Source organism: Rhabdochlamydiaceae symbiont of Dictyostelium giganteum, assembly GCF_964291045.1.
In the GTDB taxonomy this organism is placed as follows: domain Bacteria; phylum Chlamydiota; class Chlamydiia; order Chlamydiales; family Rhabdochlamydiaceae; genus PALSA-1444.
In genome coordinates this window covers 749,349-771,019 of record NZ_OZ197277.1, presented here as the reverse complement: position 1 = coordinate 771,019, position 21,671 = coordinate 749,349, and the positions used below count along the sequence as shown (strand labels likewise).

Sequence of the window (21,671 nt, the reverse complement as noted above, 5' to 3'; positions counted from 1 at the left end):
CTCCCTCACAGGAGGCGGTAAGAAATCAAAAAATACTCAAGAGCTGTTTTAAGCTTCACATGGTGATCAAGCGCATGTCTTAACTCACGGATCAGCTCTAGCACTCTTGGTAAAGAGCCTCTATCTTGCTCATGCACAAAATAGATGATATCTTCTAGAAGAGACTCTATTACATCTGGTGAGAGTGTATCTACCATAAGATTTTTATCCGATAAACAGTCATAGATTTCAAGATAAGATGTCGCTTTTAACGCTTTTTTAACCCCTTCTAAAAGAGGAAGGTGAGGAAGTCTTTCTAAAGCTTTTGCGATCGATCCTTCTGCTAAAAAGGCAAGTTTTCGCCCCTTTTCTTCTGAAACACCATGATGCTTCATCAAAAATGACACCATATCTTCATCTGCTATCGGGGTAAAGGAGATTTTCGATGAGCGAGAAAGAACCGTAGGAAGAATCTCTGAGGGAAAAGAGCTGGTTAAGATAAAGAGTGTATCTGCTGGCGGCTCTTCTAAGGTTTTAAGGAGGGTATTCATGCTTGTAGGAACCATTTTCTCAATGTCCCCAATGATAAACACTTTATACTGGCTTTGAAAAGGAGGAAAGAGTGTCTCTTGGATGAGCTCTCTTAATTTAGCAATCGGATGTTGATGCGTTTCTAGGTCCGGATAAAGGGTGTGAATATCTGGATGAGGAAATTGAGAGGTTTGAATGACGGCCTTTGCAAATGCTTCTGCAAACCGTGTCTTTCCAATGCCTATGGGGCCTAAAAAGAGCAAAACCTTCGGTATTTTGTCCTTAAGAAGAAACTGTGTTAGCTTCTCTTTAACGTTAACATTCCCAATAAGGGATGAGAATGCGGAGTGCTGTTTGAAAGAGTTCATCTGGGGATTGGGATCCATCGAGAATATAAAACCTCTTAGGTTCTTGTTGAGCGATCGAAAGGTAGGTGTTTCTCACCTCTTCATGAAAGGTGAGTTTCTCTTGTTCTAGGCGATCTTTAGACCGCATCACACGGCTAAGACCCAAAGACGGTTCAATGTCTAAGTAAAACGTGAGGTCAGGCTGTAATCCTTGCGTTGCAAAATCACAAAGCGTTTGAATCCACTTCACTCCAAAGCCTCTAGCTCCCCCTTGATAAGCAGCTGTAGAGTCATTAAAACGGTCACACAGCACAACTGTTTTTTGTAAAAGAGCGGGGCGGATCACTTTATCAACATGTTCTGCCCTATCTGCTAAAAAAAGAAACAGCTCTGCAGGAAGTGAGAGCGGTTTTTCTTCCGGATTTAAGAGGAGCTCTCTTAAGAGCTCCCCAACAGAAGTTGACCCTGGAGCTCTTGTAAGAAGCAGAGGTTTTTCAAGAGGAAGAAGATGGTGATACAAACGGTGGATGAGTGTACTCTTTCCAGCTCCTTCTCCCCCTTCAAAAGAAATTAGCATGCTCTACCGCTCAACCGAAATTTCTTCGATTTTTTGTACAGCAACCAGGCCATCTCCGCTTGTGAGATTCACAAGACGCACACCTTGTGTTGATCTTCCCATCACTCTTAAGTCTTTCATGCTCATACGGAGTGTTTGGCCAAGGTTCGACATGAGGACAACGCTTTCTTCATCAGAAACAGAAATCGCTCCAATTACAAGCCCATTACGTTGGCTTGTAATGATCGAACGCACTCCTACACCGCCCCGATTCGTTTGTCTAAAATCGCTCACTTTGGAGCGTTTACCAAATCCATTTTCACACACAACAAGAACAGACTCTTCAGGAGAGACAACTTCACAAGAAACAACTTTATCAAGTTCATTTTTCAGCATCACGCCTCTAACGCCTCTTGCCACTCTTCCAATCGCTCTAATTTGATCTTCTTCAAATCTCACTGCCATTCCTCTTAATGTAAAGAGCATGATTTGCTTACCTGCAAGAACCAGTCTTGCAGCAATCACTTCATCTCCCTCATCGATGTTAATGGCATAAACCCCTTTCCGTCTTTGAGAGCTAAACTCAGAAAGCTCTGTCTTTTTCACAATCCCTTTACGGGTTGCTAAAAGAATAGAAGCTTCTTCTGTGAATGTTCTCACCTTTAAGACGGTTGCAATCTTCTCTTCAGGTTGCAGCCCTTCTAGAAGATTGACAAGCGGTTTTCCTTTTGTTCTTCTTCCGCTCTCAGGGATTTGCCACACTTTTAACCAGTAGCATCTTCCGAGATTAGTAAAGATCATGAGGGTTTCATGCGTTGAGGCCACATAGATGTTTTTAAGCGAGTCCCCTTCTCTTTTGATATCAAGACCTAAGACCCCGTGACCGCCTCTTTTTTGTTCTCTAAAGGCATCAATGGGCATTCTCTTAATGTAGTCGTCTTCAGATACGGTAATAATCATCTGCTCATCCGGGATCAGATCTTCCATCTGCACTTCCCCTTCTGCTGCGATAATTTTCGTTCTTCTCTCACCTTTATGGTGCTTACGGATCTCTTCTAGCTCTTCTTTAATGATGCCTCTTACTAAAAGCTCGCTTGCTAAAATCGCTCTATAGTGAGCAATTTTTTGCTGAAGCCCTTGATACTCCTCTTCAATTTTGCCTCTTTCAAGACCAGTGAGTTGATAAAGGCGCAGTTCTAATACAGCGTTAGCTTGACGCTCTGAGAGATCATACTGCTTCATGAGCTCAGTTTTTGCAACCTCTTTACTGTCACTTGATCTGATGAGTTTTACCACTTCATCAAGGTAATCAAGCGCTTTAAGATACCCTTCTAAAATGTGCGCTCTAGCTTCTGCTTTATTCAGCTCAAAACGGGTCCGTCTTCTAATCACTTCAATGCGGTGCTCAACCCATGCAGAAATCATATGCTTGATATTCATGGTTCTTGGCATTCCCTTATCAAGGGCAAGCATGTTGCACCCAAAGGTAATTTGCATATCGGTATATTTATAAAGCTGATTAATCGTTACATCAGCAATTTCTCCCCGCTTAAGATCTAAAACAATCCGCATGCCGCTTTTATCTGATTCATCCCTAAGGTCTGCAACCCCTGTCATCGTTTTATCGTTAACAAGCTCTGCAATCTTTTGAATGAGTACGGATTTATTTACGTTATAGGGAAGCTCATCAATCACAACTTTTTGCCGGTCGCTTCCATCTTGATCTTCGACATGGAGAATGCCTCTTAAGAGAAGTTTTCCTCTTCCTGTATGATACGCTTCTTTAATACCTCGGTATCCACAAATGACACCCCCTGTTGGAAAGTCAGGAGCTGGCATCACTTCCATAATCTCATCAATTGAAATGGAAGGGTTATCAATCACTTTAATCGCAGCAAGCGCTAGCTCATCTACGTTATGAGGAGGAATGTTTGTCGCCATTCCGACTGCAATACCAGACGATCCGTTTGCAAGAAGGTTAGGAAACTTAGAAGGAAACACCGTTGGCTCAGATTTTGTCTCATCGTAGTTAGGAGTGAGATCTACAGTATCTTTATCCAAATCTTCCATGAGAGCAATCGATGCGTGAGTGAGTCTTGCTTCCGTATAACGCATCGCAGCAGGAGAGTCACCGTCTACAGAACCAAAGTTTCCTTGTCCATCGATTAAACGGTAACGCATGAGCCAGCTTTGTCCCATCCTCACAAGAGTGGGGTAAATGACAGCTTCTCCGTGAGGGTGGTAATCCCCTGATGTATCCCCGCAAATCTTAGCGCATTTTCTGTGTTTTGCTCCGGGAGTTAAATTCAGCTGACGCATAGCAAATAAAATACGGCGCTGAGAGGGCTTAAGTCCATCTCTAACATCAGGAAGGGCCCGTGAAATAATCACAGACATGGAGTAGCGTAAATAGCTCTCTTTGACTTCATCTTCAACGTTACGGAGGACGATATCGTGATCTTGAGGGTAGTCCATATATATATGCCTATTAAATATCTAAATTCTTAACAGAAAGCGCATGCTTTTCAATAAATGCTCGTCTAGGAGGAACATCTTCTCCCATCAGCATCGTAAACATATGATCTGCAGCAACTGCATCAGGAAGAGTGACTCTAATGAGTGTTCTTTGCTCAGGATCCATCGTGGTTTCCCAAAGCTGGTCGGCATTCATCTCTCCAAGACCTTTATACCGCTGGATTTCAATCCCTTTGCGGCCATTGACACGGAGAAAATCAATCGCTTCTTTGAGAGTAAAGATTGCTGTCTCTTCTCCATGTTCATTGATAATATCAAACAGCTTACCGTTTGCAATCATATAGTCATTGAAAGAGAAGTTAAAGTCAGAGAGGCTTAAACGGATTTTATCCATTTGCTCTTTCTCATACAGCTCTAAGAAAGGAAGCGATCTATAAATAAAATGCTTCATGCTCTCTGTCTGTTCATCCACAGGAATGGAGCTGATTGTCTCTTCGTGAGCAAGTCTTTGCACTCTTTCATTTTCTTCTTTCAGCTGGCTAAATTCAGCATCGGAGAAAACAAACTGCGCCTCATCTCCAATCATCACTTGATACCTAGGAAATCTCCCCTCAGAATCTCTAGCTTGTAAAAACTCTCTAAAAGGGATCCCTTTACGTTCAATCGATCCAATCATGAACTCAATATCTAAGATCGATTTTAAGAGATATTGCACTCTATCTTCGCCAAGAACTTCAGTAGCTCCAACCGCTTTAATTTTTAAATCGCTCATCCCCAGTTTTAAGAGATAGTCATCCATCTCCCGTTCACTGTGGATATATTGAGACACTTTTTTCCTTGTCACTCTATAAAGAGGTGACTGCGCAATGTAGATGTAGTTATTTTCTACAAGAGCTGGCATATGGCGGTAGAAAAATGTGAGAAGAAGTGTGCGGATATGCGATCCGTCCACGTCAGCATCCGTCATGATAATGATACGGTGATACCTGAGTTTTTCTAGAGAAAAGTTATCTTTTCCAATACCGCATCCAAAGGCAGAAATCATCGCTCCTACCTCTGTGTTTTGTAAAATCTTCTCAAGTCTTGCTTTTTCAACGTTTAAAATCTTTCCCTTGATCGGAAGTACAGCTTGAAACCTACGGTCTCTTCCCATTCTTGCAGAGCCGCCAGCAGAATCTCCTTCCACAATAAACACTTCACAAAGAGAAGGATCTTTTTCTTGACAGTCTGTGAGTTTTCCTGGAAGACGGAGGCTATCGAGTGCAGATTTTCTAATGGTGAGCTCTCTTGCTTTCTTAGCAGCTTCTCTTGCTTGTGCAGCGATGATCGATTTTTCAATGATGAGTTTTGCAACAGCTGGATTTTCATTTAAGAAAACAGAGAGCTCTTCTCCGCAAATCACCTGAACAACGGATCCCACATCGCTATTTCCTAGCCGCTGCTTTGTCTGCCCTTCAAACTGAGGGTTGGGAACTTTCACAGAAATCACTGCTGTGAGACCTTCTCTCATGTCATCTCCTGACACAGAGATCTTATCGCTTTTCAGCATGTTGTTACTTTTAATGTATTGATTAAGCACCCGGGTAAGAGCTGTAGAAAACCCTGAGACGTGTGATCCCCCTTGTCTTGTCGAGATGTTATTCACATAAGAGTGTAAATTTTCAGAATAGGTGTCATTCCACTGCAGGGCAAGTTCGACATCAATGGGGCCATCTACACCGTTACGTACGCCGTGAATATAGATCGGTTTTTTGAAAAGAGGTACCTTATTTTCATTCAGATAGCTAACAAAAGAGATAAGACCTCCTTCATAAAAAAGTGACTCCTCTGGATGAGATGTATCTCTTTCATCACGGTAGATAATACGAATACCGCGGTTTAAAAACGCCAGTTCTCTTAGTCTTTTGAGTAAAATATCGTAGTCGTAATGGGTAGTGCTAAAAATGGTGTTATCAGGAATAAAGTGAACAATGGTTCCTTGTTTAGTTGTAGATCCATTATGCTTTAAAGCATGAAGCGGCTTTCCTTTGGAAAAATCCATCGAATACGCTTTACCGCTTTTATGTACTTCCACATGAAGAAGGTTTGAAAGAGCGTTAACACAAGAAACCCCTACACCGTGAAGACCACCTGATACTTTATATGTGGATTTATCAAACTTTCCTCCTGCGTGCAAGATGGTCATCACAACTTCTAAGGCAGTCACTTCTCTTCCCTGCTTTTTGGACTCTTTCTCGTGAATTCCAATCGGAATTCCCCGTCCGTTATCTTCAACTGTGACGGCGCCATCTTTATTCAGTGTCACCGTAATTAAAGAACAGTGGCCAGCTAGCGCTTCGTCAATACAGTTATCGACAACTTCAAAAACAAGTTGGTGTAATCCTGCAGAATGTGTATCTCCAATGTACATCCCCGGCCGCTCTCGAACAGCTTGAAGCCCTTCTAATACGGTAATAGAACTTGCATCGTAGGTGTTTTTATTCTCTTCTGTCATCGCTTTTATACCTTCATCCTATACGAAATTTAAGACGCTTAATTCCGCTTTGAGGAAATTGATGTTGTAATTTTTTTAAAATTTGAGCTCCTTCATGCTGAACAAGGATACTGTAAAGAGCGCTACTTTTGACTTGAACGACAATGATTCCATTTTCAAAAGAAACCGGACGTGTCATGGAAGCCCAATCAGGATTCATCACTTGATGCCAATACGCTAAGACCTCTTCTGTCTTACGTTCAGCTCGATCTTCATACCGAACACTCAGCCCTCTCAGAAATGAAGGCAATAAATCCTTTAAATGTGAGTGAGGTAAAGTTGTTTGTGTTTTCTTTGTCAATGGATTATTCGTTTAAAAAAGCCCTTGCTATCAAGTTTCTTTCACGCATCTTTTCTTCATAGAAAAGCTACTTAAATTGAAAGCTTGAAAAAATTCAAATTCTGCTGGGAATCATACCGTAATAGAATCTAATGTGCAACCTGGAAAAATTACAGAGCTCTTGATTAAATCCTTGATTTGATTTGAGATTTTCCTTTTATCTCTTTATCATTTCTCTTCTGATAGAGCCTTAACGGATCTTTTTGACGCCTCCTTAATATAGAGTGATCTTATGAAACTAAAAAAAATTATCTGTTTTATCATCACACTTGCTGTCATCGAGAGGTTTTGTTATTTTCAAACAGGATCGTTTGCTCTTGGGAAAATGCGTAACCCGTATGCTGAGGTTTATTTAGCCGATGAAAGCGGCGTGACCCTTCAACAGCCGCTCACATTTTTAGGAGCCGGAAAGCAGTTTTATGCCTTTATAACAGCTGATCAAAAATATGTGGTGAAGTTCATGAAATGGAGTAGGAAAAGACCTCTTCCTTGGCTGGAAAAAATCCCTTTACCATTTGACTCCCTTAAAAGAGACTATCTTTCTCAAAGAAAAAAAACAGCTGATTCCATCATGCAAAGCACATTGATTGCTCTTCATTCTCTTCAAGAAGAGACTCACGTAAAACTTGCAAAAGAGACCTCTTCATGGCATTTAATTGATAAGTTAAATATTCATCATACAGTAGATAAATGTGAGACATTTGTGTGTGTTCAAGAAAAAGCGCACCCTTTTCCTGAATATTTCCTCTTACATCCTGAAAAAAGAGAAAAGCTTCTCACTTCTTTTGTTGAAACAGTTCAGTCTCAATGCTGTAAAGGAATTATCAACCGGGATCCTAGAGCCTACCGCAACTTTGGGGTGATTGATGATAAGGTGATGATTATCGATATTGGCTCCTTTCAAAGAGCAGATATTCAAGGGGATGGATTAAAAATTGCAGAAGAAGTGACCAAAGAGCTCTCCTCCCTTCGTTTATGGCTAAAGCAGCAAGACCCCTCTTCTCTTGCTTCGCTAGATAATATTTTATTTAATAGACTCTCTTTGCTTAAGAGCTCTTTTTCTTAACTCTATTTTTTAGTTTTCTCTATTTTACCGCCTAGTTTTTTTTACATGGAGAGGCCCCTTGAAAAATATCTGACAGAAAAAGACTAAAAAAAGTAAAATGGAAACGCCTTAGAGAGACGATAGTTACTTTTTAACGAGTAGGTAAATAATGGAAAGAGATATGACTAATCACGAACTCTCTTCTTCCGTCTCTATGATGGACTCTCCTATCAATCAACTTGACGACATTCTTAAAGAAAAACTCGATAAAGCCTACCATAAGCACACCTCTAAAGTGATTTTGCATGATATCATCAAAATTGCAGAAGAGCACTCCCCTGTTGACTTAGCTTACGCAGCGCCAAGACTCCCTGCAAATATTCGGCCCGTTCTTTATGAAAATATGGCGCTCATCGATTCAAAGATGGAGTTCATGATCAATACCGATATGACCACAAGAGCTGCTGTCTTTCGTCATATTAGCGATCTTGAAATTAAAAGACTTATCGAATCTATGCCACCCGATGACGCTGTCTCTGTTTTAGAGGCGCTTTCTGAAAAACGGTTTAGAAGAGTCATGGATAAGCTCGATCCTAAAAAAGCGTTTCGTATTAGAGAAATTAAGCAACATGAGCGCAATACTGCAGGCCGTCTAATGACGAATGAATTTTTTGCCTTTTCTCTTGATCTCACCGTTGAGGAGGCAGCTAGCTTCATCCGGGAAAACCCTGGCATTGATCTCGCTAAGCAGGTGTTTATCCAAGGAGCCTCTCATGAACTCTTAGGGTATGTTCCAGAACGCAATCTCATTGTCAATCCCGGACATCTTTCTCTTAAACAGGTGATGAAACCGATTCTTCATAAAGTTCACACGGAAGCTTCCCGTGAAGAAGTTGTGGATGTTGTTGAAAGATATAGACTGCCAGCTCTTCCTGTTGTAGATTCTGAAGACCGTTTAGTGGGCGTAATCACCTATGAAGATGTCGTAGAGGCCATGGAAGACATCACCGATGAAACGATTGCCCAGATTGCAGGAACAGGAGAAAAAGTAAGAGAGCATGAGCCGACATGGAAACGGTTTTTAGCAAGAGCTCCTTGGCTCATTGTCACCCTCTGTGCTGGTCTTTTAAATGTGGGAGTGATGTCTTCTATTCAAGGGTATGAAGGCGGCGCTTTAACATTTGTATTATTTTTTGTTCCTCTCATTACAGGATTTTCAGGCAATGTGGGACTGCAGTGCAGTACAGTTCTTGTGAGAAGTATGGCAACAGGTAGCCTCTCATCAGGTTACAAAGGAGAGGCAATCCGTAAAGAAGTCTCTATTGGAGTATTTTGCGGAACCCTTTTTGGGATGTTAGCTGGAACTGTGATCTCAATTTTAGATGTGGTCGGGTTTTCTGAATTTGAAATCCCTCCTCTTCATGTAGGACTCATTGTAGGGTTTGGACTTTGGGGAGCCTGTTTTACAAGTACTCTCCTTGGAGTGTTCTCTCCTCTTTTCTTCTCAAGGATGGGAGTCGACCCTGCAATTGCCTCGGGCCCTATTGTGACAGCCATTAATGACTTTCTATCCATGTCCATTTATTTTCTTATTGCTTTAACCATCAGTACATTCCTCTAGTTTTGATAATAAGCTTAAGGGTGTGACATCTGTTTTAATTTTAAGCCTAATAGGCAGTGAAGAAGTAAAAAAACTCGCACTCATCATCATCTCTGATTTAAGCGTAAAAGCGCCTGAAGAGTTTTCCCAAAAAATAGCGATCCTTCCTTTAAGATATGGATATCAAAGCTCCTTGAAAGAGTGTTACATGATGTCTTACTTTTTTAAGTTCAATACACAATGCAGCCATTTTCTTTTTTTAACCCTTCTAAATCCCTATAAGTTGTTTTTTGAAAAAAACTTATGTTCAAAAAATAGCTATTTTTAGAGCATCATGCCACACGCTCTTTCAAGAACATAAAAGTCTTTCATTCAGTTAAGTCACAGATGTGAGAGATTTTTGCTTTTTAAAATGCAGGGCAATTTGGTTTAAATAGTAACAAGATTCCATCTTCATAGAAAATGCTTTAAAAAGTAAATCAATCTTAGATAAATACGTCACCCCGTTAAATAGAAGAATGGCTTGACCCTCTTTCATCATATTTGCAGCTTGGTAATAAGCATGAGCCTCATCAACACCTAATTGAATAGCCTTTGTATAAAGCTGTTGACGCGTGAGTGTCGTCCCATTTAACAAAGTAATGCTCTCTTCCTGAGATAACAAATTGCCGAGATGGTAATAAGCCTCTGCATGGTATGGACCTACATCAAGTGCTGTTAAAAACAGCTCTTTTGATGAACTAAATCTCTTTCCTCTAATCTCTATAGGATTTTGAAATGCTTTTCCTAAGTAAAAATAAGGCCAGGCAGACTCATGCCCAATGGATAAAGCTTTTAAATAGATATTTTTTTTGGTCATGGAAGAGGCACTTTCCCACTCAAATGGCTCGAAATTGTATTGACCAAGATCTTCTTTTTTTTCATCTTCTTCTAAGATTTGGGCATAGTGTCCTAATATATGAGCTGCTCTATCTAGAGTATAGTACTTATCATGCGGGTAAAACGAAGTGTTGTATACATAACTTGCAGCTCTTTGATAAAGCTCTAGCTGAGTTAATTTTTCTCCCCTGATCTCAAGGGTTTCATCAGAAGATATCAATGTGGCTAAATAGTAATATGCCATCTCAGAATGCGTACCTGACTCATTAATAGTGGCCATAAAATGGGAGATAAGTTTTTTTAAGCTTGTTTCATCATGAGGAAAATGGGCTTTAAGAAACTCAGTCCATATAGAGACAATATGAATAGACTTTAGATGGAATCCAAAATTCTCCTCACAAAAGTATTTTATATCCCAGAAATCTTCCTTAGGGCTAACTAAATGTGTTTTGCTTAGAAAAAATAAAAGATTTGCGATTTGCTCTTCATTTTCAGAATAAAAAATATGATCCTGCGCATTGATAAAAGATTTTAAGGCATGGCGTTTAACATGTTTTTCAAGAGAAGAATTTATAAATTTTTTTAAAATAACAGAAAAATAGTTTTTGGATTCATCTATAGAGCTAAGATTCCCCCACTCATACCAATGAGGAGCTGTTGCTAAGTAGTGTGGAGCTGATTGAATGGTATTTTCAATCGCTTTACACATAGCGATACCATTATCAGCTGGAAACTTAATGATCTCATCTTGAGTTCTATTTGTTTGATGATTTCTAGGGTGTAGAAATTTATCTATTTCATTTAAATGTAATACTGCAGCTTCTAAATTCTTAGGATTCAGCTGAAAAGCTTTAAAGAAAAGATTTGTTTCCTTAAATTCATCTCTTGCTACGTTAATCAGCCCGAGCCCTACATAAGCTTCATCATTATGAGGATTGAGTAGAAGCGCTTTGTGATAAAGATCTTCTTCTTGCTTAATGCCTGGAAGGGATAATATTTTTTCTTCTATCCAATCCTCTTCTTGTGGATACTCTAATTGCTTGTTAAGCATCGAATAATACCTAATCGTCTTTCCTAATAAAGCGTAGTTCATATCATCGTTTGAATAGAGTTCAATCAACTTAAGGAAATTATCGACTTCCTGAATGACACTCAATTTTCCTTGATATTCACCAATAGCCGTACGATTTTCAAGAACCGTGTAGTCGATGAACTGATAGACTTTAGCTAACTGTTTATAGATACATTTTCCTTGAAAATCTCTTTTAGCAGCTTCCTTGAAGAGCTCCTCTTGATTCATACATACATATCTATGCGAAAAATCAATATCATTTAATAGATCAGTAATACATTCTCTATGGTTAAGGCCTCTACCCTTAGCGTGATCCCGGGTTAAAAGAGGATACATTCTCCCATAGTTAAATACTAAAACCCCATTATTAGGTTCATCATAGATGGCCTGGATCCATCTTTCTGTAGTAATGTGTCTTATCTTGGTTACCAAGACGTCAGGATCATTCATTAACGCATAATCACGGCTTTTTGAAGTCTTAGCTTCTGAATTTTTTTCTTGAAAAATATCTGTAGATGCCTGTTTAATTTTTTTTACAGGTAAAGAATATTCGCCATTTTCTAGGGAAAGATTATCTTGTGGAGTTTCTGAAATGTATAAGTTTTCGTGACTTAAAGAACGGGACTGAATGGTCATAATAGCCTCTTATGGAATGCCTACTAATTCGGGAAAATTCATCATACAATTAATTCCAATAAATGCAGCATAAAAAAATCTCTTTTGAAATCCCCTATTCTTAGTATGTAGAGGAAAAAGAAATGCAAAAGTGATCATTCGTGCTTTTCGTGGCATTTTTTCTCACAAAGAAAATATTTATTATTTTAAGACATTTATATCTTGGCTTAGAAGAGGTGCTTTTAGCTTCTCCTACCTCTATAAAAAAAAGTCTGTTTTCCCTTCTTAAACCATCAAATATCAACTTATTTATTGAATAGGCTTTATGTTCTACTTCTGTTACAGTATTTTTCTAACCTTAAGTTTAACCTAAAGTATTATAACGTTATGACTGTTCAAACACCTTTTTCTCCAGAAAAAATTCGTAATATTGCCATCATTGCCCACATTGACCACGGCAAAACAACTCTTCTAGACCAACTGTTAAAACAGTCCAGTGTCTTTCGTGACAATGAAAAAATACCAGAAAGGGTGATGGATAGCTACGACCAGGAGCAAGAACGAGGTATTACGATCTTTGCAAAACACACGAGTGTGTTTTATGGAGATTATAAAATTAACATGATTGACACTCCAGGACATGCTGACTTCTCAGGAGAAGTTGAAAGAGTGCTGGGACTTGTGAATTCTGTTCTTCTCGTGGTAGATGCGCAAGAAGGGCCTATGCCTCAAACGCGGTTTGTTCTCTCTCAAGCCCTCAAAATGGGCCTTCGTCCTGTTGTTGTCTTAAATAAAATTGATAGACCTCACGCAAACCCTGATAGAGCGCTTAACCTCACTTTTGATCTTTTTGTGGAACTTGGAGCGACTGACGCTCAATTAGACTTCCCCATCATGTACGCTTCAGGTCTTGCAGGATTTGCGATGAAACATCTGGATGATCCAAGAGTTGACCTTAAGCCTCTTTTTCAGCTGATTATCGACGTCGTTCCTCATCCTCCTGGCAACTTAGAACTTCCGTTTCTCATGCAAGCAACAACGCTCACCTATGACAGCTACTTAGGAAGACAAGCGTGCGGCCGTATTTTAGAAGGGGTAATTCGAAAAGGCGATGTGATTGCAAGAGTGGATAAAAATGGCCACCCGACAGAGCATAAAATTGTCAAAATTGAAGGGCACCTTGGTCTTAAAAAAGTAGAAATGGAAGAAGCTGGAGTAGGAGATATCATCAGCCTCTCAGGCATTACAGAAATTACGATTGGAGATACTGTCTGCGCTCCTTCTCACATTGTGCATCTTCCTCCGATTCACCTTGCAGATCCTACTTTAACCATTGAAGTGACCGTGAATAACGGCCCGTTTGTGGGAAAAGATGGAAAGAATGTCACGATGAATAAAATCCGCGACAGACTCTCTCAAGAGAAAAAAGCCAACATTTCTTTAAAAATTGATCTTGATAAAGATGAAGCTGTAGAAGTGAGCGGAAGAGGTGAACTTCACTTAGCTGTTCTCATTGAAGCGATGCGAAGAGAAAACTATGAATTTGTGATCTCTAAACCGAGAGTTATTCTTAAAGAAATTGACGGTAAGCGGCAAGAGCCGATGGAAAATGTGCATATTGAAGTGCCTCAAGAATATTCTGGCACTGTCATTGAAGAGCTCTCTCGCCGTAAAGGGGAAATGCGTTTCTTAGAAACCAATGAACACGGCATTGCAACGATTCAGTTTTTCATGCCAACAAGAGGTCTTATGGGATACCGTAGTGAGTTTTTAACCTCAACACGGGGTCTTGGAATTTTAACATCTGTCTTTGAGAGCTATGGTGATTGGAAAGGTGAAATCCCAGGACGCAAGAAAGGGGCGCTTATTTCAGGTAACCAAGGAAAAACAACTGGCTATGCAGCGTTTGCCCTGCAAGAGCGAGGATCTCTTTTCATGTCTCCTGGTGAAGAAGTTTACGAAGGGATGGTTATCGGAGAACACAGTCGTGATAACGATATGATTGTTAACATCACTAAAGAAAAGCAGCTCACGAACATGCGCGCTTCAGGAAGTGATGAAAATATCATTTTAGTTCCGCCAAGACGATTTACTTTAGAGACAGCGATTGACTTTATCAACGAAGATGAAGTGATTGAAGTGACTCCTAAGTCGATTAGACTCCGTAAACGTTTTCTGAAAGAACAAGACCGTAAAAGAGGCGATAAACGGTCATAAACGAAAAAGCACGGTATTATATGAAAAAGCTCCTAGCTAACAGCAAACAATGGATATTATTTGCGCTTATGCTAGGAGTGATCTGTTTTCTTAATACCGGCTACTCTCTTTTAAAAAGTGCTAGAAATACGTTAGCTGTTGTGGATCTTGGAAAAGATGCCAGTTCCATTCCCTTCTTTGAACTGTTTGGAGCAATGCCAGCCTCCATTATCATGGTCTTTATCCTGACCTACCTTCTCAACCGTCACTCCATGTTAAAAGTGTTTTGGATCACACTTACTGGATTCCTCTCTTTTTTTATTCTCTTTGCAACCGTGCTATACCCTTTAATCCCCTCTATTGTCCATCTACTGATGCATGCACAAGAGATTCCAGGACATCTTGTTTTAGCCCATTTTGCTCCTCAGTTTTTCTCCATGCTCTTTTTTAGTATGGCAGAGCTGTGGAAAATTGCTCTTTTAACAGTTCTTTTTTGGAGCTTTGTAAATGCTCATTTACCTGTTGAAGAGGCAAAAAAAATGTACGCCCCTCTTATGCTAGGAGCAAGCCTTGGAACGATGCTCTCAGGCCCTTTGATTAAACTGTGCACACTTGAGACTTTCTCAGCACAATCTTGGTCAAACTCTCTTACCATCATGATGGCTCTTTTAACCCTCACAGGGGTTTTAGCAGCTCTTCTCTATACAAAACTGTGGTATCTTCTTTCAGAAACGCCCTCACAAGTCCCCTCTTCTTTAGCGCCAAGAGACCCTCTTTCTGTTAAAGGGGCCTTAGAGCAATGTTTAAAATCTCCTTATCTTCTTCTTTTAGGATGGATCACTCTTGCAGACTATATTGCCTACACCTTTGGAGAGGTCATTTTTCTAGATATTTTAAAACAGAAATTTCCTCATCCTCAAGACTACTTTAACTACCACGGAGTTCTCTCCTTTTGGAATGGGCTTTTAACAGCAGTGAGCGCGCTCTTCATTACCCCTTATTTTATGAAACACTACAGATGGGTTGTCTCTTCTCTTGCTATGCCTCTTTGTCTTTTTGTCACTCAAATTCCGTTTTTTCTCTTATTATGGCTGACCCCTCTTGAGAGCTCTTTAAATCTCCTTGTCACCTTAGGCTCTTTATTTTATTGCCTTGTGAGAGCTGCTAAATATACGCTTTTTGACACTTCTAAAGAGATCTCTTTTTTGCTTCTTCCTCCTCTTGAAAAAATCCAAGGAAAACTGATCATTGATGGGATCTGTTCAAGAGTAGGAAGAGCTGGCGCTTCACTGATGAGTTTACTTCTCATCACTCTTTCTGGAGGGGTCCTTGCAAGTGGAATGATCACAGGGGTTATTGCGATGTTTGTGAATGGAGCGTCTCTCATTTCCACAGTGAAATTAGGAAGACTTGTCGATCAAAAAACAGCTGCTACTTCATCTCAATAACAATTTTTGAATTTTATTTTTTTGAATAACGCTATGTTTTATTCAAGCAATCTGTTAAAAATGTGAAAAATTATTAACTACATTTATGAAAAAGACTCCTTCTCTCACAGCTCAGATGTTTAACTCCATTGCCTCTTATTACGATTTTCTCAATCATTTCTTCTCATTAGGTATTGATTACTATTGGAGAAGAGTGATGTGCCGGTTTTTACCGCAAACTCCCTTCACTTTGTTAGATTGCGCAACAGGGACAGGAGATCAGCTTCTTGCATTTTTGAAAAAAAGCGCCTTCATCACCTCAGCTTATGGGATTGATCCCGCTTCAAAAATGCTTGAAAAAGCACGTATTAAGCTCTCACAATATCACTCTAAGGTGTCGTTAGTTGAAGCATCTGTTGAACATCTTCCCTTTCAAGATGAGATGTTTCATACCGTCTCCATCTCCTTTGGTATTAGAAATGTAGAAGATCTTTCTCAAAGTTTATTAGAAATTCACCGGGTGCTAAAGCCTCAAGGAGAGCTCCTCATTTTAGAGTTTTCTCACCCTACGCATTTTCTGATTCGCCCTCTCTATTTTTTTTACCTAAATAAGCTTCTTCCTCTTCTGGGAAAGCTCATATCGCGGCATCAAAGGGCGTATTCTTATTTAGCTGAAACCATTAAGACATTTCCTCAAGGAAAAGCGCTTTGTGAGCATCTTGAAACAGCTGGATTTAAAGAGATCCATATGACCCCTCTTTCTTTAGGAATTGTGACCATTTATAGAGGAAAAAAACCGTGACATCATTTGTTAATCAGGTACAAAATCCGCCTCTTTACCCTGCTTTTTTTTGGAAAGGACGAGGAGAGTCTAAGGCGTATTTAGGATTTGGAGAAGGCAAATCATCTCCTATTAAGCTAAAAATTCGGTCTTTTTACCCAGGAAGCTCTCAGGGGGTGTGGGAAGGGTTTCCTTCAGAGTGGGATTTTATTCCAGATCAACTTGTATCATCTGATGAAAATCTCACGCTTTCTCAAACGCCTCTTCCTCCTTGTCTTTCAAGATCAGACCTTCCTTCTCAAGAGGAGTGGATCCAATCTGTGACAGATGTTAAACAGCTCATTAAAGACAATATTTTGCATAAAATTGTACTAGCTAGACAAACAACTCTTACCTTTGCCTCTCCTGTCAGTCCCTATACCGTTTTAACGCATTTGATGAGCTTAGGAAGTACAACCTCTCTTTTTATGGTTCAACTGGACCCCGAGACAGCTTTTATGGGAGCTACCCCTGAGCTTCTTTTTTCTAGAGAAGGGCACTTACTCAAAACAGAGGCTCTAGCAGGAACGCTTTTAGAGCATGAGCTGTGGAGTACTAAAGAGTTTGCAGAAGTGGATGCGGTCCGGGTTTATCTACAAGAAAAGCTTTTACCTTACTGTGAGAGCCTTGAGTGGAAAGCTCCTGAGGAAAAAAAATTTCGTCATTTAAAGCATCTCTATCAAAAACTTGAAGGGGTTTTAAAGCCTCATGTTTTAGATGATGTACTCATTACCGCTCTTCATCCAACACCAGCTCTTGGAGGAGCTCCTAAAAATCGAGCCCTTGACTACCTTAAAAAACATGAGCCCTTTGATAGAGGGTGGTATGGATCTCCTATTGGTCTTGTGAAAGAGTCTACATCTGAAATAGCAGTTGGCATCAGATCACTTCTCATCAGAGGTCATGAGGTGCACTTATTTTCAGGAGCTGGCATTGTGAAAGAGTCTGATCCTTTAAAAGAGTGGGAAGAAATTGAGCGAAAAATTGCGCATCTTTTACAATGGTTTAAAACTGCACCCTTATAACAAGAGAATACTGTGAAAACGTCCCTTTCTCACCATATTATAGACTCTCTTGTCTCTTGCGGAGTAAAGACTGTTTGCATTGCCCCAGGCTCTAGATCCTCAGAGCTTACAGCTGCAGCTGTTAGAGAAGAAAAGCTTACTAAGTGCGTGCATTTTGATGAAAGAGCGCTTGCGTTTTACGCTTACGGTGTTGCCAAGTCTTCAAAATGCCCTGTTGCCATCATCACAACATCTGGAAGTGCGGTCGGAAACCTACTTCCTGCTGTCATGGAAGCGTTTCATGAAAGAGTCCCCTTAATTCTTTTAACAGCTGATAGACCAACAGAGCTAAAAGATGTGATGGCAAATCAAAGCTGTGATCAGCTGAAACTGTTTGGAAACTATGTGAAGCATTTTACACATATACCGGCTAATCACCCCTCTCTTTCTCCTGAATGGGTCACATCAACTGTTGCTTATGCAGTGCATACAGCAACTAGTTCTCCTTACGGCCCTGTGCACATGAATTGTGAATTTAGAGAACCTTTTTTTAGAGAAGAGGTTTTAGATTTGCATACTACACCCACACGGTATGAACCTCCTTATCTCACCCTTTCTCAAGACACTTTTAAAAAGTGGGGAAAAAAGCTCTCTTCCTATCAAAAAGGGGTGATCGTTTGCGGCAGCATGCCTTCTTCTTCTTCTTCCATTCTCTTTTTTGCCAAACATCTAGGGTGGCCTGTCCTTGCAGATCCGATGTCAGGCCTCAGATCTGAGGGGATGGATGACTCTCCTCTTATTCCTTACTATAACGATCTTTTAAAAGTGTTAGACTCTTTGCAGCCTGATTGCATTTTACATTTCGGAGATAAAATCGTTTCTAAGCCGCTAGAAAAATGGCTAGCTACTAGAACATGTTCTTCTTATATTGTGATTGCTAATCACCCTCTTCGGTACGACCCTCAAGGGATCGTATCAGACCGTATCCAAATGGATCCTTATCTTTTTTGTGAAGAAGTGATGCCTTATCTCACTCCTCAAGCCTCGTGGGTGGGTAAGTGGAAATCCCTTTCGCATTTAGTAGATCCTCTTATGGATGAACTTCTTGTTAAACCGTCTGAAATGGGGTTAATTCGGTACCTTCACCATAAGCTCCCCTCTCACTTCTCTCTTTACTCTTCTAATAGCATGCCGGTTAGGGATATCGATAGGATTTTTTTCCCTCAGAAAAAAACAGGGACTCTTTTTGGGCAGCGCGGACTATCAGGCATTGATGGCAATATTGCAACAGCAATCGGTCTTAAAGAAGGGAGCCAAAAGCCTCTTGTAGCCCTCATTGGTGATCTTGCTTTCTTATACGATCTTAGCTCTCTTGCTCTTATAAAATCTTCTTTAATCCCTTTAATTCTCATTGTCATCAATAATCAAGGAGGAGGCATTTTTTCGTTCCTCCCGATTGCTAAAGAAAAAGATGTTTTTGAGCCATATGTGGCGGCCCCTCACCCCTACACCTTTTTGCATGCAGCGCATCTTTTTGATATTCCCTATCTTAAACTAAGAGATTTTTCTGAGTTAGATACGATCTTTCAGCAAGAAAAAACAGTGATTGTAGAACTCTCTTCTCATAGGGAAGAAAACTTTAAACACCATGAAGAGCTTTCAGAAAAGATCCAACAAACACTCTTATTATCCCCCTCATTTCAATCATTACGTTAAAGGAATTTATGAATACACATCCCTTATCCTCTCCCATTCAGTGGAGTGAAGTGAAATCTTTCACAGATATCCTCTACCATAAAACCTCTGGCATTGCCAAAATTACGATTAATAGGCCTCATGTCAGAAACGCCTTTCGCCCATTAACCGTGCAAGAGATGAGAGAAGCACTTGAAGATGCAAGGCAAGACTCTTCTATCGGTGTCATCATCCTCACAGGAGAGGGAAAAGAGGCCTTTTGTGCAGGAGGAGATCAAAAAATCCGGGGAACTGCTGGATATCAAGATGGACAAGGGGGAGAGCATTTAAATGTATTAGATTTACAGCGGCAAATTCGCAGCTGCCCAAAACCTGTTGTTGCCATGGTGTCAGGGTATGCTATTGGCGGAGGACATGTGCTCCATATTGTGTGCGATCTTACCATTGCAGCAGATCACTCTATCTTTGGACAAGTGGGGCCAAAAGTCGGATCTTTTGATGGAGGATTTGGAGCTAGCTACCTTGCCCGTATCGTAGGGCAAAAAAAAGCAAGAGAGATTTGGTTTCTCTGCCGGCAATATTCTGCCCAAGAGGCGCTTCAGATGGGCCTCATCAATCATGTCGTTCCTTATGAAAAACTTGAAGCCACAACGGTTGCTTGGTGTGAAGAGATGCTTCAGCACTCTCCAATGGCTCTAAGATGCCTTAAAGCCTCTTTAAATGCCGATTGCGACGGGCAAGCAGGGCTTCAAGAGCTTGCAGGAAATGCAACGATGCTCTTTTACATGTCAGAAGAGGCTCAAGAAGGAAGAAATGCCTTTTTAGAAAAGAGAAAACCCAACTTTAAGCAATTTGGAAGAAAACCATGAAAACTCTTTTATTATGGCTTGAAGCTACCCGTCCTAAAACCCTTTTTGCTTCTTTAAATCCTGTTTTACTAGGCACCTTTCTTGCTTTAAAAATGGGGTTTTTCTCTTGTTCTCTTTTCCTCATCACGCTCACAACTGCCTTATGCATTCAAATTGGAACAAACTTTGTTAACGACTACTACGATTTTATCAAAGGAGCAGATACCCCCTCACGCAAAGGCCCAAGAAGAGTGGTGGCAATGGGGCTCATCTCCCCCTTACAGATTAAAAAAGCAGCTGTTACCGTTTTTCTTTTAGCTACGCTTTTAACGGTTTATCTCACATGGCAAGGAGGAATCTACTTTGGGCTTCTTCTTCTTCTATCGATGATGGCAGGAATTGCTTATACAGCTGGCCCCTTTCCTCTTGCTTATTTGGGGCTAGGCGATCTCTTTGTCCTAATTTTTTTTGGTCCGATTGCAACCTGTGGCACCTTTTATCTACAAACACACACCCTTTCATGGACCTCACTCATCTTAGGACTCATGCCAGGTCTTTTTTCTTTGGCCATTTTAGTTGTGAATAATTTAAGGGATCAACAAGATGATAAAAAAGTGGGGAAAAAAACCCTTGCTGTCCGGTTTGGAACGAAGTGGACCCAGATTGAGTATACCGTAGCTATTTTACTGGGGAGCTTGACTTCTTCTCTTTTAGGATTTTATCTTCCGCTTCTTACTTTAATCTTAGCTCTTATCCCTTTAAAAAAGGTGTGGGGATTTAAAGATCCTGTAGAGCTTAATCTCACACTTGAGCAGACAGGAAAACTAGGCCTTATCAGTACGCTCCTTCTTGGTCTTAATCTTTTATTCTATGTTTAACATCCCTTTTAAATTTTACAGATTTACACTTAAACATAGAGGGTTTCCTGATAAACACGGGTTTTTACTGGAATCTTCAGAGGGAAGGTGCTCGGAAATCTCTCCGTTACCAGGAAGAAGCACTGAATCTTTAAAAGATGTGTATGATCAGTTAAAAGCACTTCAAGAAGGGTGGAAAGGCCCTCTTCTTCCTTCTGTAGAATTTGGGCTCTACGGGTTACAGGCTCCTAAGGTAAGTCAAATACGCACAGCTCTTTTACTCAAAGGTACTCCTGAAGAGGTGCTCACACTGGCTAGCCATCACCCCTCTTTTGAGATAGCTAAACTTAAAATTGGAGATTGGTCTTTAGAAGAGAGTGTAGGTGTGATTTTAACCCTCTCTAAGACTCTTCGGCTAAGACTAGATTTTAATGATCAGTGGACCCCTTCTTTATTAAAAGCTCTTTGTGAAAAAATCCCCTCTGCTGCAGTTGAGTTTTTAGAAGACCCTCCCTCTCCTAAAGCTTCCTTCCCTGTTGCCTATGATAAGAAGATACGCTCTCATGCATTGCAAGTGTATAAACCGATGGTTTTTGGCCTTCCCTCTTACGGCTCTTCTCTCATCTTAAGTAGCTCTTTTGAAAGTAGTCTTGGCCTTGAAATGATTGCTTCCCTCACTCTTTCTCACGGGGTACTAGAGCATACGCTTGGGCTTGGAACTTTGTTATATCTTGAAGACGATCTAGTAGAAGAACCTGCAACATTTCATAATAAAAACATGCATTTCCCAGATTCTTACCGTATCAAGACAAGAAAGTTATTTTCTCCTCTTAACCACCTATTTTGATTGAA

The 21,671-nt window shown here is 40.3% G+C and carries 16 protein-coding genes; 10 read left to right on the top strand and 6 right to left on the bottom strand.

Annotated features, from left to right (window positions below; translation table 11 throughout):
- Nucleotides 1-5: 5 nt before the first annotated feature.
- Genes ACI7T6_RS02695 through ACI7T6_RS02675 form a run of 5 tightly spaced genes read right to left on the bottom strand, consistent with a single transcriptional unit; the run spans nt 6 to nt 6,671 of the window.
- On the bottom strand, nt 6-896 hold the full coding sequence (locus tag ACI7T6_RS02695; protein ID WP_404666051.1) for an AAA family ATPase: 891 nt from the start codon (nt 894-896) through the stop codon (nt 6-8).
- A complete protein-coding gene (tmk, locus tag ACI7T6_RS02690) occupies nt 826-1,434 on the bottom strand; it encodes a dTMP kinase (RefSeq protein ID WP_404666050.1) in 609 nt (202 codons plus the stop codon). The genes ACI7T6_RS02695 and tmk overlap by 71 nt, the downstream gene beginning before the upstream one ends.
- A 3-nt stretch (nt 1,435-1,437) precedes the next feature.
- Nucleotides 1,438-3,888 carry a DNA topoisomerase (ATP-hydrolyzing) subunit A gene (gene gyrA, locus ACI7T6_RS02685; RefSeq protein ID WP_404666049.1) on the bottom strand — a complete coding sequence of 817 codons (2,451 nt, stop codon included), beginning with the start codon at nt 3,886-3,888 and terminating at the stop codon, nt 1,438-1,440.
- Between the two features lie 13 nt (nt 3,889-3,901).
- Nucleotides 3,902-6,382 (bottom strand): DNA topoisomerase (ATP-hydrolyzing) subunit B, encoded by a 2,481-nt coding sequence (gyrB, locus tag ACI7T6_RS02680; protein WP_404666048.1) that lies wholly within the window; start codon nt 6,380-6,382, stop codon nt 3,902-3,904.
- Nucleotides 6,383-6,395: 13 nt separating this feature from the next.
- Nucleotides 6,396-6,671, bottom strand: coding sequence for a DciA family protein (locus ACI7T6_RS02675; protein WP_404666047.1), 276 nt, complete (start codon nt 6,669-6,671; stop codon nt 6,396-6,398).
- A 322-nt stretch (nt 6,672-6,993) separates the two neighbouring features.
- Between ACI7T6_RS02675 and ACI7T6_RS02670 the strand changes: the two genes are divergently transcribed.
- Together ACI7T6_RS02670 and ACI7T6_RS02665 are read left to right on the top strand one after the other, a co-directional pair.
- A complete protein-coding gene (locus ACI7T6_RS02670; protein WP_404666046.1) occupies nt 6,994-7,827 on the top strand; it encodes a hypothetical protein in 834 nt (277 codons plus the stop codon).
- Nucleotides 7,828-8,023: 196 nt separating this feature from the next.
- Complete coding sequence (locus ACI7T6_RS02665) at nt 8,024-9,427, top strand: magnesium transporter (protein ID WP_404666124.1); 1,404 nt, start codon at nt 8,024-8,026, stop codon at nt 9,425-9,427.
- 355 nt (nt 9,428-9,782) lie between these two features.
- On the opposite strand, the gene ACI7T6_RS02660 is transcribed toward ACI7T6_RS02665, so the two are convergent.
- The gene (locus ACI7T6_RS02660) at nt 9,783-11,993 is read right to left on the bottom strand and encodes a hypothetical protein (protein WP_404666045.1); all 2,211 of its coding nucleotides are present in this window, start codon (nt 11,991-11,993) and stop codon (nt 9,783-9,785) included.
- A 366-nt stretch (nt 11,994-12,359) separates the two neighbouring features.
- Here ACI7T6_RS02660 and typA point away from each other — a divergent pair, with 366 nt between their 5' ends.
- The 8 genes from typA (at nt 12,360) to ACI7T6_RS02620 (ending at nt 21,666) form a co-directional block, all read left to right on the top strand.
- A complete protein-coding gene (gene typA / locus ACI7T6_RS02655) occupies nt 12,360-14,189 on the top strand; it encodes a translational GTPase TypA (protein ID WP_404666044.1) in 1,830 nt (609 codons plus the stop codon).
- 20 nt (nt 14,190-14,209) lie between these two features.
- Complete coding sequence (locus ACI7T6_RS02650; RefSeq protein WP_404666043.1) at nt 14,210-15,616, top strand: Npt1/Npt2 family nucleotide transporter; 1,407 nt, start codon at nt 14,210-14,212, stop codon at nt 15,614-15,616.
- 85 nt (nt 15,617-15,701) lie between these two features.
- Nucleotides 15,702-16,397: a bifunctional demethylmenaquinone methyltransferase/2-methoxy-6-polyprenyl-1,4-benzoquinol methylase UbiE gene (ubiE, locus tag ACI7T6_RS02645; protein ID WP_404666042.1), complete on the top strand. Its 696-nt coding sequence runs from the start codon at nt 15,702-15,704 to the stop codon at nt 16,395-16,397.
- Nucleotides 16,394-17,440 (top strand): isochorismate synthase MenF, encoded by a 1,047-nt coding sequence (locus tag ACI7T6_RS02640; RefSeq protein WP_404666041.1) that lies wholly within the window; start codon nt 16,394-16,396, stop codon nt 17,438-17,440. The genes ubiE and ACI7T6_RS02640 overlap by 4 nt, the downstream gene beginning before the upstream one ends.
- 12 nt (nt 17,441-17,452) lie before the next feature.
- Nucleotides 17,453-19,135 (top strand): 2-succinyl-5-enolpyruvyl-6-hydroxy-3-cyclohexene-1-carboxylic-acid synthase, encoded by a 1,683-nt coding sequence (menD, locus tag ACI7T6_RS02635; RefSeq protein WP_404666040.1) that lies wholly within the window; start codon nt 17,453-17,455, stop codon nt 19,133-19,135.
- Nucleotides 19,123-19,983: a 1,4-dihydroxy-2-naphthoyl-CoA synthase gene (menB, locus tag ACI7T6_RS02630; protein WP_404666123.1), complete on the top strand. Its 861-nt coding sequence runs from the start codon at nt 19,123-19,125 to the stop codon at nt 19,981-19,983. Before menD ends, menB begins: the two co-directional genes overlap by 13 nt.
- Nucleotides 19,980-20,840 carry a 1,4-dihydroxy-2-naphthoate polyprenyltransferase gene (locus ACI7T6_RS02625; protein ID WP_404666039.1) on the top strand — a complete coding sequence of 287 codons (861 nt, stop codon included), beginning with the start codon at nt 19,980-19,982 and terminating at the stop codon, nt 20,838-20,840. The genes menB and ACI7T6_RS02625 overlap by 4 nt, the downstream gene beginning before the upstream one ends.
- A complete protein-coding gene (locus ACI7T6_RS02620) occupies nt 20,833-21,666 on the top strand; it encodes a hypothetical protein (protein WP_404666038.1) in 834 nt (277 codons plus the stop codon). Before ACI7T6_RS02625 ends, ACI7T6_RS02620 begins: the two co-directional genes overlap by 8 nt.
- The last annotated feature ends 5 nt before the right edge of the window (nt 21,667-21,671 follow it).